The 13,135-nt window shown below is 74.6% G+C and carries 11 protein-coding genes; 5 read left to right on the top strand and 6 right to left on the bottom strand.

Features of this window, described 5'->3' with window-relative positions; genetic code table 11:
• Positions 1 to 36 precede the first annotated feature (36 nt).
• From C1I92_RS24545 to dapD, 3 genes are read right to left on the bottom strand one after another with little or no spacing between them, the layout of a single operon-like run.
• Positions 37 to 1,611 carry a gamma-glutamyltransferase family protein gene (locus tag C1I92_RS24545; protein ID WP_146605272.1) on the bottom strand — a complete coding sequence of 525 codons (1,575 nt, stop codon included), beginning with the start codon at positions 1,609 to 1,611 and terminating at the stop codon, positions 37 to 39.
• A 14-nt stretch (positions 1,612 to 1,625) separates the two neighbouring features.
• Entirely contained in the window at positions 1,626 to 2,603 is a 978-nt protein-coding gene (locus C1I92_RS24540; protein ID WP_199521557.1) for a VldE C-terminal domain-containing protein, read from the bottom strand.
• Between the two features lie 42 nt (positions 2,604 to 2,645).
• Complete coding sequence (gene dapD / locus C1I92_RS24535; protein WP_111257266.1) at positions 2,646 to 3,578, bottom strand: 2,3,4,5-tetrahydropyridine-2,6-dicarboxylate N-succinyltransferase; 933 nt, start codon at positions 3,576 to 3,578, stop codon at positions 2,646 to 2,648.
• A gap of 68 nt (positions 3,579 to 3,646) precedes the next feature.
• On the opposite strand from dapD, the gene C1I92_RS24530 reads away from it, so the two are divergent.
• The gene (locus C1I92_RS24530) at positions 3,647 to 4,258 is read left to right on the top strand and encodes a peptidase inhibitor family I36 protein (protein ID WP_158564265.1); all 612 of its coding nucleotides are present in this window, start codon (positions 3,647 to 3,649) and stop codon (positions 4,256 to 4,258) included.
• 13 nt (positions 4,259 to 4,271) lie between these two features.
• Here the strand turns inward: C1I92_RS24530 and C1I92_RS24525 are convergent, their stop codons facing one another.
• Both C1I92_RS24525 and C1I92_RS24520 read right to left on the bottom strand, forming a co-directional pair.
• A complete protein-coding gene (locus C1I92_RS24525) occupies positions 4,272 to 5,348 on the bottom strand; it encodes a hypothetical protein (RefSeq protein ID WP_146605271.1) in 1,077 nt (358 codons plus the stop codon).
• Positions 5,345 to 6,043 carry an RNA polymerase sigma factor gene (locus C1I92_RS24520; RefSeq protein ID WP_111257264.1) on the bottom strand — a complete coding sequence of 233 codons (699 nt, stop codon included), beginning with the start codon at positions 6,041 to 6,043 and terminating at the stop codon, positions 5,345 to 5,347. The genes C1I92_RS24525 and C1I92_RS24520 overlap by 4 nt, the downstream gene beginning before the upstream one ends.
• A 71-nt stretch (positions 6,044 to 6,114) precedes the next feature.
• On the opposite strand from C1I92_RS24520, the gene C1I92_RS24515 reads away from it, so the two are divergent.
• From C1I92_RS24515 to C1I92_RS24500, 4 genes are all read left to right on the top strand, one after another.
• Positions 6,115 to 6,810, top strand: a complete 696-nt coding sequence (locus C1I92_RS24515; RefSeq protein WP_111257263.1) for a VOC family protein — start codon at positions 6,115 to 6,117, stop codon at positions 6,808 to 6,810.
• A 12-nt stretch (positions 6,811 to 6,822) separates the two neighbouring features.
• Positions 6,823 to 7,887, top strand: a complete 1,065-nt coding sequence (gene dapE, locus C1I92_RS24510) for a succinyl-diaminopimelate desuccinylase (protein ID WP_111257262.1) — start codon at positions 6,823 to 6,825, stop codon at positions 7,885 to 7,887.
• Positions 7,888 to 7,904: 17 nt separating this feature from the next.
• The gene (locus tag C1I92_RS24505; RefSeq protein ID WP_111257261.1) at positions 7,905 to 8,672 is read left to right on the top strand and encodes an LOG family protein; all 768 of its coding nucleotides are present in this window, start codon (positions 7,905 to 7,907) and stop codon (positions 8,670 to 8,672) included.
• Positions 8,673 to 8,772: 100 nt separating this feature from the next.
• Positions 8,773 to 10,200, top strand: coding sequence for an APC family permease (locus C1I92_RS24500; RefSeq protein WP_199521556.1), 1,428 nt, complete (start codon positions 8,773 to 8,775; stop codon positions 10,198 to 10,200).
• Here C1I92_RS24500 and C1I92_RS35480 read toward each other — a convergent pair.
• The gene (locus tag C1I92_RS35480; RefSeq protein WP_158564264.1) at positions 10,193 to 13,120 is read right to left on the bottom strand and encodes an ATP-binding protein; all 2,928 of its coding nucleotides are present in this window, start codon (positions 13,118 to 13,120) and stop codon (positions 10,193 to 10,195) included. The genes C1I92_RS24500 and C1I92_RS35480 overlap by 8 nt on opposite strands.
• Between the last annotated feature and the right edge of the window lie 15 nt (positions 13,121 to 13,135).

The raw sequence follows: 13,135 nt of genomic DNA, 5'->3' as shown, positions 1-13,135 counted from the left end.
GGCGGAGGCGGGGTGGGCGTGCTCATGATCTCCAACCTAGGCGGTCGCGACCGCCGTCGTCGCCACGCGCGGATCGCGCGCGGACAGCCGCCACCCGGCCGCCTCGTCGACCTGGATCACCGAGACCGGGCCCCAGCCGGACTGCGGCCCGTCGGCCGGGACGACCTGGTGGCCGCGCCGGCGCAGCCCGTCGACGACCCGCGCGGGGACGTCCGGCTCGACCCGCACCCGCCACCCCGACGGCACCGGCGCGCCCGGCGGCGTCGGCGCCGGCTCGACCGTCCAGCGCGGCCGGGCCTGCGCCTCGTCCGGGTCCAGGCCGGCGCCCAGCACGAACGCCGCGACCTGCTGCACCAGCTGCGGCTGGACGTGCCCGCCGCGGGTGCCCAGCACCAGCGCCAGCCGCTCGTCGCGGGTCCACAGCGTCGGCGATAGCGTGTGCAGCGGCCGCCGGCCCGGCCCCAGCTCGCCCGGATGCCCCTCCAGCAGGCTGAAGCCGCGGCCGCGGTCGTGCAGCAGGAAGCCGGCCGACCCGGCCCCGACCAGCGCGCCGATGCCGTGGAAGTTGGACTGGATCAGCGACACGGCCAGCCCGGCGCCGTCGACGACGCACAGGTAGGCGGTGCCACCGGCGGCCCCGGCGGGCGCGTAGAGATCCCGCGCGGCGGACGGGTCGACGGAGGCGGCGACGGCGTCCAGCCGGGCCGGGTCGAGCAGCCGGCCGGCGTCGACCGGGACCCGCCCGGGGTCGACGACGACCGAGTCGCGCCCGGCGGCCAGCGCCCGGTGCGCCTCGATCTGCAGGTGCCACGACCGCGGGTCGCCGGGATCGTCGGTCCAGCCGAGCCGTTCCAGCACGGCGGCGCCGCCGACGGCCAGGTAGCCCTGCGAGTTCGGCGGGACGGTCCAGCCGGTGACGCCCCACGCGGACGCCGACACCGGCACGACCCAGTCGGCCTGGCTGCGCTCCAGGTCCGACGTGGTGATGACGCCGTCGACGGCGGCGCTGATCGCGGCGCCCGGCGGGCCCTCGTAGAACGCCGCGCGCCCGCCGTCGGCCACCAGCCGCAGCGTCGCCGCCAGCTGCGACCGGACGATCGTCGACCCGCGCGACGCGCGCAGCAGCGGCGCCGCCGCCTCGACCCCGGCGAGCTCCGCGGCGGACGATCGGAACGCCGCCACGAGCTCGTCGTTGGCCGGGAAGCCCTCCTCGGCCAGCCGGATCGCCGGCGCCAGCGACGCGGCCAGCCCCAACCGGCCCAGCCGCGAGGACAGCGCGTCCCAGCCGTCGACGCAGCCCGGAACCGGGATCGCGCCCGGGTGGCCGCGCGGGATCTCGGTGTGCCCGGCGGCCCGCAGCGCGGCCGCGTCGACACCGGAGCCGGCCCGGCCGGAGGCGTTCAGCGCCAGCGGCGCCGCGTCGCCCGGGCGGTGCACCAGCGCGAACAGGTCGCCGCCGATGCCGCAGGTCTCCGGCGCCACCACGCCCTGGACGGCGCAGGCGGCGATCGCGGCGTCGACGGCGTTGCCGCCGGCCTGCAGGATCTCGATGCCGGCGCGCGTGCTCAGCGTGTGCGGCGTGGCGACCACTCCGCCGTGGTGGCCCGGCATGCTCACGACCCTGATCACTCTCCCGGGGCGACGTCGATGTGGACGTGGTCCAGGTGGCGCAAGGTGATGTCCGTGGTGTCACCGGACGGGTGGGTGTAGGCGCGCCAACCTTCGTCGGACCGGCGCGCTGACCATATCCTGTCGTCGTAGATGACGGTCGCTATGCCCAGTTCCTGGGCGTTCGCGACGGCCCACTGGGCCACCGCCCAGCCGCGGCGGTTGACGTCGGCGTTGTCGTAGGGCTCGAACATGACGTCCAGCGCCCGGCCGTCGTAGTGCGCGGACCCCTCGACGTGGCCGGAGTCGATGCCGCCGGCCTGGTAGCCGCCGATGTCGAGGCCGCCGAAGGTGGCCGCCAGCTCGTCGCGGACGGCGCGGGCGCGGTCGGTCAGCCCGTCCTCGCCCTCGGCCTGCGCCGAGTACGACGCCGGCCGGAACGCGCACGAGAACGCCGCCTCGGAGTTGCCGGTCAGCGCCGACGCCAGCACCCGGGCGTCGTCCTCGTGGTCGGCGTAGGCGTCGGGGAAGGCGCTGCGCTGCACCTCCTGCGCGGCGACCGTGATCTCCAGCTCGCGATAGTTCGGGATCCGCACCAGCGCGTCGTAGAAGGCGCCGGCGGCGTAGACGGGGTCCTGCACCTGCTCCGGCGTGCCCCAGCCCTGCGACGGCCGCTGCTGGAACAGCCCGAGCGAGTCGCGGTCGCCGTAGTCGATGTTGTAGATGTCCGATTCCTGGTACGCCGTGGCCAGGGCGATCGTGACGGCCCGCGCGGGCAGCTCGCGCTCCATAGCGACGGCGGCGATGGTGGCGGCGTGCCGGGCCTGCTCCGGCGACAGCGCGACGGTGCGGCCGTCGACGACGGCGCGGCAGTCGTTGCGCCGTGAGAACGGGTCGTCCTCGCGGCCCACCCACCAGATGAGCAGCGCGGCGATGCACCCGCCGAGGGCGAGCAGGGTGCCGAGGGTGGCCGTCAGGCGGGCAGCGCGACTCATGGTGACCGGAAGAACGTCCGTCGACGGGCCGGGGGTTCCGCGCTAGTTCGCGTGCAGGACGGCGTTGAGCCCGCCCCAGTCGCCGGACCGGGCCAGCGCCTCGACCGCGCCGGTGACGCTGTTGCGGCGGAACAGCAGGCCGTCGCGCCCGGACAGCTCGGCGGCCTTGACGACGCGGCCGTCGGGCAGCCCGACCTTCGTGCCGGCGGTGACGTAGCAGCCGGCCTCGACGACGCAGCCGTCGCCGAGCGAGATGCCGATGCCGGCGTTCGCGCCGATCAGGCAGCCGGTCCCGACGGTGATGACCTCCTTGCCGCCGCCGGACAGCGTCCCCATGATGGACGCGCCGCCGCCGACGTCGGAGCCGTCGCCGACCACGACACCGGAGGAGATACGGCCCTCCACCATGGACGAGCCGAGCGTGCCGGCGTTGAAGTTCACGAACCCCTCGTGCATGACGGTGGTGCCGGCAGCCAGGTGGGCGCCGAGCCGGACGCGGTCGGCGTCGGCGATGCGCACGCCGGCCGGCACGACGTAGTCGACCATGCGCGGGAACTTGTCGATGCCGTAGACGACGACCGGGCCCCGGCGCAGCAGCCGCAGCCGGGTCCGCTCGAAGCCGTCGACCGCGCAGGGGCCGTGGTTGGTCCACACGACGTTGGTCAGCACGCCGAACAGGCCGTCGAGGTTCTGCCCGTGCGGCGCGACCAGCCGGTGCGAGAGCAGGTGCAGCCGCAGGTACGCGTCCCGGGCGTCAGCCGGCGGCGCGTCGAGCTCGATCGACGTCTCGACGACGGCCCGCCTGACCTGCCGGTCGACGTCGTCGCCCTCGAGATCGCGCAGCTCGATCATGGCGTCATCGGAGGAGATGGGCGGTTTGCCGAGAGCGGGGGATGGGTACCAAACATCCAAGATCGTTCCATCTGCGGCTATGGTGGCCAGGCCGAAACCCCATGCCCGTCGCTCGTCGGTCATGGGCTCAAGCCTACGGAACGCGGCACTCGCGCCGCGCCGCGGGACACGAGGAGATCGGGAGGCACCTGATGACGCGACGGCTGCTGGCCACGCTTGCCGCAGTGGCGACGACGGTCCTGGTGGCGGCGGGTGGTGCCCACGCTGGCGTCGTCGCCACCGACGCGACCCCCACGGGGCCGCTCGCGGCCGAGATGGCGGACGCGCTGGAGCAGCAGCCGGGTGGTGTCCAGCTCTCGGACAACGCCATGGCCTGGGACGACGGCGAGGTCATCGTGGTGTGGCCGAGCCCCGGCGAGGACGCGTCGCCGGTCGGGCTGGGCGACGGCGTGCGCGCCGACGCGGTCGAGGCGCTCGGCGTCACCGAGCTGGCCGACCTGGGCGGCACGGTGCAGCCCCGGGGCAGCACGTCGACCTGCCCGTCGGGCTACTACTGCTTCTACACCTCGACCAACTTCGACGGCGCCCGGTACCAGTTCACCAGCACGTGCTCGGCCTTCCCCAGCTCGTACGGGTTCGACAACGACGCGACGTCGTGGGTCAACAAGCACGCCAGCCGCAACTACCACGCCTACGACACCCTCGGCGGGACCCGGCTGTGGACGATGACGCCGGGCACCAGCGACAACTACGTCGGCTCCTCCGCCGACAACCGGATGAGCTACTGGACCTGCACCAGCTGACCGGCGGCGGCCGTCAGAGGAAGACGGTGTAGGCGGCGACGGCGGGGGTCTTGACGTCCAGTTCGCCGGGGTCGCCGGTGAGGACCTCCTCGTAGCCGAGCAGCCGGCCGCTGTCCGGGTCGACCAGCAGCACGTGGCGGCGGTCCAGTCCGGAGTCGGCGCTGTCGGCGCCGAACGCGACGGCGGCCCGGCCGCGCCGGTCGGTCGCCGCGCCGAGCGCGACGACGCCGGGCTCCCGCGCCAGCATGGCCAGCGCCGCGGCCTGCACCGGCGCGTCCAGCGACCGGTTCGCGGCCAGCTCGTGCAGCGCACGGAACAGCGTCGCCGCCGGGTCGCCGGCCTGCGGCCAGGCCGCCAGCAGCTGCTCGCGCAGCGCTGCCGGGTCGGTGGCCAGTTGCGCCGGGTAGGCCGAGGCCAGCCCGCCGGCCGGGATGGTCTCGTCCAGGAGGACGGCGCCGGGCGTGGCGGCGTCGTCGGCCGCGCTCCACTCGGCGGTCGGGAACCGCGCCTCGCCCTGTGTCTCGCGGACGTGCACCGAGCCGTCGGCCAGCAGCCGCTGCTCGCGCAGCACCGGCACGACGGCGCTGGTGACGGTGGGCGCGGCGCCCATCGCGAGCGTCGCGGCGGCGCCCTCGGGCGGCGGCGCCTCATCGGCCGCCTCGGTCTCGGTGACCGTCAGCAGCCAGCTCTCGGTGACGACGGTCGTGTCGGCGGCGGTCGCGTAGAGCTGCGGCGACGCGGCGCCGGCCGTCGCGGCCAGCGACTGGAGCTGCGCCCGCGCCGGGCCGCCGATGCCGAGCTCGGCGGCGAGTACCGGCGGCGTGGCCGCGTACGCGGTGTCGGCGCCGTCGGACCCGAGGTCGCCCACGACGAGCACGGCGGCGGCCACCGCGGTCGCCGTCGCCAGTCCGGCCGCCGGCCACAGCGCCCGCCGGGTCAGCGCCGGCCGGGGGAGGGCCGGCCGGGGGAGCGCACGGCGGGCCGGCCGGCCCGCGACGGCGTCCTCGAGCAGGCGCCGCATGGCGTCGCGCCGCTCGGCGGGCAGCTCGCGCCGTGGCGGGACGTCGAACGCGAGGTTCATGGAACTCATGTGTGGTGCGCTCCTTCGGGACGCGAGCCGGGTCGCGGCTCGGCCGTTTTCGTGGCGGCGGCCTCGGTGAGGCGCTCCATGTGTGCCCGGGCCCGCGCCAGACGCGAGCGTACTGTGCCGACGGGGATTCCGAGGGCGACGGCGGCCTCGGCGTAGGTGCGCTCGCCCCACACGCACAGCGCGAGCACCTCCTGCTCCTGCTTCGGCAGTCGCCGGAACACCTTCAGGACCTGCCTCATGTGCCGCTCGTCGTCGGCCCGGGCGGCGGCCTCCCGCGCCTCGGCCGGCGAGGTGTCGCCGGTCGCGGGCGGGTCGCCGGGGCTGTGCGCGCTGTCCGGCGAGGCGAGGGCGTCGGCGGCGCCGCCGGCGATGACGGCCGGCGGCAGCTTGGCCAGCAGGCGGCGGTGCCGGCGGACGGCGCGGGTGCTGTTGCGCGCGACCCGGCCGGCCAGGCTCAGCAGCCACGGCACGAACCCGGCCTCGGCGGCGACGTCCTCGCGCTTGCGCCATGCCTCCAGGAACACCACCGACGTGAGGTCCTCGGCGGTCTTCCAGCTGCCGGTGAGCCGGAAGCAGTAGTTGTAGACGACCGTCGAGTGCCGGGTGAACAACTCGCCGAACGCTGCCGGGTCGCCTCGGCGCGCCCGCGACCAGAGATGCTGGTCGTCGGGCGGAGCGGCCGGCAGGGTGCTCATCGTCGTCGGGTCACCTGGCTGGGTATCTCGTCGGGACAAGGCTGTCGGTGCGCTCGGCTAGCGTTGCGGCCATGAGCCAGACACCCGCCGTCGCCACCTGGCAGGCCCTCTGCCTCGATGCGAGTGACCAGCCGCGACTCGCCGAGTTCTGGGCGGCGGCGGTGGGCCGCCGTCCTGACCCCCACGATCCTACGCACCTGCGCGGCGATGCAGAAGGCGAGCAGATCTGGGTCGACGCCGTGCCCGAGCCGCGGACGGCGAAGAACCGGGTGCACCTCGACGTCGAGACCGGCGACCTCGACGGGCTGCTGGCACTCGGCGCGACGGTGCTGCGCGAGCCCGGCGACGACATCTCCTGGCACGTCATGGCCGACTCCGAGGGCGGCGAGTTCTGCGCGTTCCTGCGGCCGGGCCGCCCGTCGCTGCCGGGCCGGCTGTACGAGGTCGTCGTCGACTGCGCCGACCCGCACGCCCAGGCCGCCTGGTGGGGCGAGCTGCTCGGGCTGGCGCCCGAGCGGGAGCCCAAGGAGCACTACGCGGCACTGGAGAGCGGCGGCCGGCTGCCGTTCGACTACCTGTGCTTCGTGCCCGTTCCCGAGCCGAAGACGGCGAAGAACCGCGTCCACTGGGACGTCGAGGTCGCCGACGTCGCGCTGCTCACCGGCCGCGGCGCCACCGTGCTGCGCGAGCCCGGCGGCGACATCTCCTGGCACGTCCTGGCCGACCCCGAGGGCAACGAGTTCTGCGCCTTCACCGTGCGCACGTAGGCTGAGGCGCTTGTGGGCACCGTTCTCGACCTCGACCTCCCCGCGCCGGAGCTGACGGCGCAACTGTGCGACCTCGCGTCCCCGAGCGGCGCGGAGGGGCCGCTGGCCGACGCCGTCGAGGCGGCGCTGCGCTCGCTCGGCCACGTCACCGTCGACCGCGACGGCGACACCGTCGTCGCGCGGACGGCGCTGGGCCGGGCCACGCGGGTGGTGCTGGCCGGCCACCTCGACACCGTGCCGGTCGCCGGCAACCTGCCGACCCGGCGCGACGGCGGCGTGCTGTGGGGCCGCGGCACGGTCGACATGAAGGGCGGCGTCGCCGTCGGGCTCCGGCTGGCCGCGCACGTCCCGGCGCCGGCCAGCGACGTCACCTATGTCTTCTACGACAACGAGGAGGTCGAGGCCGACCGCAATGGCCTCGGCCGGGTCGCCCGCGACCACCCGGACTGGCTGACGGCCGACTTCGCCGTGCTCATGGAGCCGACGTCGGCGGCGGTCGAGGGCGGCTGCAACGGCACGCTGCGGGTGGCCGTCGAGCTGACCGGCGTCGCCGCGCACAGCGCCCGCTGGTGGCGGGGCAGCAACGCGATCCACGCCGCCGGGCCGGTGCTGCAGCGGCTGGCCGCCTACGAGCCGGCCACGGTCACCGTCGACGGGCTGGACTACCGCGAGGGGCTCAACGCCGTGGGCATCAGCGGCGGCATCGCCGGCAACGTCATCCCGGACCGCTGCCAGGTCACCGTCAACTACCGGTTCGCGCCCAGCCACACCGAGGCCGAGGCGCTGGACCACGTCCAGCAGGTGTTCGACGGCTACGACGTGCGGCTGCTCGACTCCGCACCCGGTGCCCGGCCGGGCCTGGACCGCCCGGTTGCGGCGGCGTTCGTCGCCGCCGTCGGCGGGGAACCGCGGGCCAAGGTCGGCTGGACCGACGTCGCCCGGTTCGACGCGCTCGGCGTGCCCGCGGTCAACTACGGCCCCGGCGACCCGCAGCTCGCGCACGCCGACGACGAGCGCGTCGACGTCGCCGAGATCGAGGCCTGTGAGTCCCGATTGCGGGCCTGGCTGGCGACCTGACGGCTAGCCTGGCGCCTGTGGAGGGACACGAGGAGTTCGAACGGCCGGTGGAGAGGCACGCCGGGCCGGTGATCAAGCGAGGGAAGCAGTACGACGTGACCACGACCGACCAGCGCCTGCTCGACACCGCCGGCCCCACCGACTGGGTGCACACCGACCCGTGGCGGGTGCTGCGCATCCAGTCCGAGTTCATCGAAGGGTTCGGCGCACTGGCCGAGCTAGGCCCGGCCATCAGCGTGTTCGGCTCGGCCCGCACGCTGCCCGATGACCCGTACTACGAGCTCGCCGTCGACCTCGCCAAGCGGCTGACCGCCGCCGGGTACGCCGTCATCACCGGCGGCGGCCCGGGCATCATGGAGGCCGCGAACAAGGGCGCGCACGAGTCCGGCGGCACCTCCGTCGGGCTGGGCATCGAGCTGCCGTTCGAGCAGGGCATCAACGCCTACGTCGACCTCGCGATCAACTTCCGGTACTTCTTCGCCCGCAAGACGATGTTCGTCAAGTACGCCCAGGGCTTCGTCGTGTTCCCCGGCGGCTACGGGACGCTCGACGAGCTGTTCGAGGCGATGACGCTCGTCCAGACGCACAAAGTCACCGCATTTCCCATCATTCTGGTCGGTGAGTCGTACTGGAAAGGCCTCGTCGACTGGCTTCGTGACACGCTGGTCGTGGAGAAGAAGATCTCGGCCGTCGACGTCGACCTGCTCACCGTCACCGACGACCTCGACACAGTGATGTCCGTGCTGGCCAGGGCCGAGGAAGCGCGTCGCGCGGCGGGCCGGTAATGGCCGCGGAATTCCCCCGGCGCACTGTCTGAATCGCCGCGTCGCTGCTTGCGCGTCGCCCCCTTCGCGGGGTAGACCAAGGCAACGATTGGAGGCGCCCATGGCAGATGCGCCCGTGCAGACCGGTGAGGCTCCCCGTCAGCCCGCGGAACAGCCCAGCCTCAAACGGGTGATGGGCCCGAGCCTGCTGCTGCTGTTCGTCGTCGGCGACATCCTCGGCACCGGCGTCTACGCGCTCACCGGCCAGGTCGCCGCCGAGGTGGGCGGCGCGGCCTGGCTGCCGTTCCTCGTCGCGTTCGTCGTCGCCATCCTCACCGCGTTCAGCTACCTCGAGCTGGTGACGAAGTACCCCCAGGCCGCGGGCGCCGCGCTGTACACGCACAAGGCGTTCGGCGTCCACTTCGTCACGTTCATCGTGGCGTTCACGGTCATGTGCTCGGGCATCACGTCGGCGTCGACGGCGTCGCGCGCGTTCGCGTCGAACCTGTCCGAGGCCTTCGACGTGGAACTGAGCACCGGCCTCGGCATCACCGGGGTCGCGCTGGTGTTCATCCTGCTGGTCGCGGCGGTGAACTTCCGCGGCGTCGGCGAGAGCGTCAAGGCCAACGTCGTGCTCACCTGCGTCGAGTTGAGCGGCCTGCTGATCATCATCATGATCGGCCTGTGGGCGATCGGCGGCGGCGAGGCCGATTTCGGCCGTGTCACCGAGTTCGACACCCAGGGCCAGGGTGTCTTCGGCGCGGTCACGGCCGCGACGGCCCTGGCGTTCTTCGCGATGGTCGGGTTCGAGGACTCGGTGAACATGGCCGAGGAGTGCAAGGAGCCGGTGCGGATCTTCCCCAAGGTCATGCTGTCCGGGCTCATCATCACCGGCGTCATCTACGTGCTGGTGGCCATCTCGGCGGTCGCGCTGGTGCCGGTCGACCAGCTCGGCGAGGGCGACACCCCGCTGCTGCAGGTGGTCGAGGCCGGTGCGCCGGGCTTCCCGCTGAAGATCTTCGCGTTCATCACCATGTTCGCCGTCGCCAACTCCGCGCTGATCAACATGCTGATGGCCAGCCGGCTGGTCTACGGCATGAGCCGCGAGCGGGTGCTGCCGGGCCCGCTGGGCCGGGTGCATCCGACGCGGCGCACGCCGTGGGTGGCGATCATCTTCACGACGATCCTCGCCGTCGGCCTGATCACGTTCGTCGGCGAGGTGCCGGCGCTCGGCGGCACGACGGCGCTGCTGCTGCTCGCCGTGTTCGCCGTCGTCAACGTCGCGGTGCTGGTGCTGCGCCGCCAGCCGGTGGAGCACAAGCACTTCAAGACGCCGACGGTCATCCCGATCATCGGCGCCATCACCTGCGCGTACCTGGCCACGCCGTGGACCGGCCGCGACAACGAGCAGTACCGCATCGCCGGCATCCTGCTCGCCATCGGCGTCGTGCTGTGGTTCGTCACCTGGCTGGTCAACCGGCGGCTGCACCGCCCGCAGGGCGACATGGAGGACCCGGACAACCTGGGCGTGGGCGGGCCGATCAACTGACCCGGGCGTCGTCCTCCAGCAGGCCCTCCCGATGGGCGCGGGCCGCGGCCTCGCCGCGGCCCGACACCCCCAGCTTGGCCAGGATGTTCGACACGTGCACGCTGGCGGTCTTGGCGCTGATGAACAGCTCCTCGCCGATCTGCCGGTTGCTCCGCCCGGCCGCGACGAGCCGCAGCACCTCGCGCTCGCGGTCGGTCAGCGCCGGGAACGCAGCGCCCGGTCCGTCCGGCCCCGACGGCGGCAGCCCCAGCCGGGCGCGGCGCGCGAGGCCGTCGATCCAGCGGCGGACCAGCCCGGCGCCGAGCCGGTCCGCCTCGTCGGCCGCCCGCCGCAGCGGCTCCTCGGCGGCGGCACGGTCGTCGAGCCGCACGTACGCCTCGGCCAGCCGGTAGCCGGCGAACGGCCGCAGGTGCACCGGCCCCTCGGCGGCCTCGACGCTGTCCAGCGCGGCCCGCCAGGCGTCCGGCGCCGGCCCGGCCAGCCCGGCGAGGTGGGCCCGGATCACTGGCGTCCACACCGGGGCCGGACCCCAGTCGCCGATCGGCGCGAGCCGGTCCCGCAGCCAGGCGGTGCCGGCCTCGACGTCGTCCGCCGTCGCGTCGCCGGAGTGGGCGCGCGCCTCCAGCGCCCAGCCGGCCGCCGCGAGCAGTGGCAGCACGTAGCCGTACTGCTGTCCGGGGGTCGCGTCGACGGCACCGGTGATGAGCCGCCAGGCGAGGTCCGGCTCGCCGCGGCCGAGTGCCGCCTCGGCGCCCGCCCGGGTCGCCGGCAGCACGTACTGCGGACCGGGATCGTGGCCGGCCAGCCGCTCGCGCACCAGCGCGGCGAACCCGGAGGCCGCCTCGACGTCGCCGCGCCACAGCGCCAGCCAGGACCGCAGCCCGGTCAGGTGCCAGACGTGCCGGCCGGGTGGGTCGAGCAGGAGCGCGCGGGCGACCATGCGCTCGGCCTTCTCCCAGTGCCCCAGCGCCATCAGCGGCTCGGCGGCGTTGCCGGCCATCATGGTCCCGAGCGTGCGGGCCAGCCCGACGGAGCGGGCGCGGTCGATGCCCTCGCGGGCGACCTCGGCCGCCTCGGTGTACCGGCCGAGCAGGTGCAGCGAGTCGGACATGTTGATGTGGTAGCTGACCAGCCACTCCGGCCGGTCGCCGGCCAGCCGGTGCGCCGTCTCCAGCGCCTCGAGGCCCTCGTCGACGTGACCGGAGTGCACGAGGGACGGGCCGAGCACGACGTACGCGCGGAACTCCGACTCCGTCTCGCCGGTCCGGTGCGCCAGTGCGGCGGCCTCACGGCCGAGCGCGAGGGCGTCGGCCTGCCGGCCGTCCATCATCAGCCGCGAGACGTACTTCTGCAGCAGCCGGGCCCGCTGCGGCGTCGGCGGGTCGGCCGGGATCAGCTCCAGCGCCCGCTCGACCTCGCGGGTGGCGCCGGGCCTGCCGAGCTCGCTGAGCAGCGTGCCGCGGAAGCCCAGCAGCCGGGCGAGGCGGCTCGGCTCGACGGCGTCGCCGGCGGCGCGGACCTCGGCCAGCGAGGCCTCGACCAGCGCGAGCGCGCGCTCGACCTCGCCGGCGTTGCTGGCGGCCGAGGCGGTGCGGGCCAGCAGCTCGGCGTGGTCGAGTCCGGCCTCGGCGGCGGCCTCGGGCACCTGGTCCCACAGCTCCAGCGCCCGCTCGAAGTTGCGCTGCGCCTCGTCGTAGGCCGCCAGCGCCCGCGCCTCGGCGGCCGCCCGCAGCGACGCCGCGAACGACTTCTCGTGCTCGTGCGCGCAGAACCAGTGGTGCGCCGCCTCGGCGGTGACGCCGCGCCCAGGTGACGGCCGCCGCTCCAGCGTGGCGGCGTAGAGCGCGTGCAGCCGGGCGTGCTCGCCGGGCAGCAGGTCGTCGTGGACGGCCTCGCGGACCAGAGCGTGCCGGAACGCGTAGCCGTCACCGTCGACCCGCAGCACGTTCGCCGACACGGCCTCGCGCAGCGTCCGGTCCAGGTCGTCGGCGCCGAGGTCGGCGACGGCGGCCAGCAGGTCATGCCCGACCCGGTCGTTGCCGACGGCGAGCAGCCGGACCAGCCGCTGCGAGTCGTCGGAGAGCTGCTCGACCCGGATCAGCAGCAGGTCGCGCAGCGACTCGGGCAGCGAGGTGCCGTCGTCGAGGTCGGCCAGCTGCTCGACGAAGAATGGCACGCCCTCGCTGCGGGCGTGGATCCGGCGGACGGCGCGCGCGTCGGGACGCGTTCCGGCGAGGCCGGCCAGCTGGTCGGCGACCTCCTCCTCGGTGAGCCGGGGCAGGTCGATGCGGTGCACGGTCCGGATCCGCTCCAGCTCGGCCAGCAGCCGGCGCAGCGGGTGGTCGCGGGACAGCTCGTCGCTGCGGTACGTGCCGACGATCAGCAATCGGGCCGTGCTCAGCGCCCGGACGGCGAAGCCGAGCAGCTGGCGGGTGGACCGGTCGGCCCAGTGCAGGTCCTCCAGCACCAGGACCAGCGGGCGGTCGGCGGCGACCTGCTCCAGCAGCCCGGTGACCGCCTCGTAGACCCGGCCCGGGCTGGTGCCGTCGGGCGGCCCGTCGCCGTCGCCGCCGGAGAGCTCGGGCAGCAGCCCGGCCAGCGCGGCCCGGCCGGGACCGGCGGCCGTCAGCAGCGCGTCGGCGCCGAGTTGTCCGGCCAGCTCGCGCAGTGCCCCGGTGATCGGCGCGTAGGCCAGGCCGTCGCCGCCGAGGTTCACGCACTGGCCGACGACGACCCGGGCGCCGCCACGTTCGGCCTCGGCCGCGAACTCCGTCACCAGCCGGGTCTTGCCGACGCCGGCCTCGCCGCCCAGCACCACCATGGCAGGGGTGCCGGCGGTGGCGGCGGCCAGCGCCGAGCGCAGGCCGTCGAGCTGGTCGACCCGGCCGACCATCGGAGGACTCGTCGCTGCCAACGCCACGGACTCCATCCTGCT

This window comes from Jiangella anatolica (assembly GCF_003236295.1).
GTDB lineage: Bacteria > Actinomycetota > Actinomycetes > Jiangellales > Jiangellaceae > Jiangella > Jiangella anatolica.
Note: the sequence above shows the minus strand (reverse complement) of the source record. Positions and strands in the feature narration are given on the sequence as shown.

Coding starts and splice junctions, on each gene's coding strand:
- C1I92_RS24545 (WP_146605272.1), bottom strand. CDS start 1,611: ATGCCGGGCCACCACGGCGGAGTGGTCGCCACGCCGCACACGCTGAGC.
- C1I92_RS24540 (WP_199521557.1), bottom strand. CDS start 2,603: ATGAGTCGCGCTGCCCGCCTGACGGCCACCCTCGGCACCCTGCTCGCC.
- dapD (WP_111257266.1), bottom strand. CDS start 3,578: ATGACCGACGAGCGACGGGCATGGGGTTTCGGCCTGGCCACCATAGCC.
- C1I92_RS24530 (WP_158564265.1), top strand. CDS start 3,647: ATGACGCGACGGCTGCTGGCCACGCTTGCCGCAGTGGCGACGACGGTC.
- C1I92_RS24525 (WP_146605271.1), bottom strand. CDS start 5,348: ATGAGTTCCATGAACCTCGCGTTCGACGTCCCGCCACGGCGCGAGCTG.
- C1I92_RS24520 (WP_111257264.1), bottom strand. CDS start 6,043: ATGAGCACCCTGCCGGCCGCTCCGCCCGACGACCAGCATCTCTGGTCG.
- C1I92_RS24515 (WP_111257263.1), top strand. CDS start 6,115: ATGAGCCAGACACCCGCCGTCGCCACCTGGCAGGCCCTCTGCCTCGAT.
- C1I92_RS24500 (WP_199521556.1), top strand. CDS start 8,773: ATGGCAGATGCGCCCGTGCAGACCGGTGAGGCTCCCCGTCAGCCCGCG.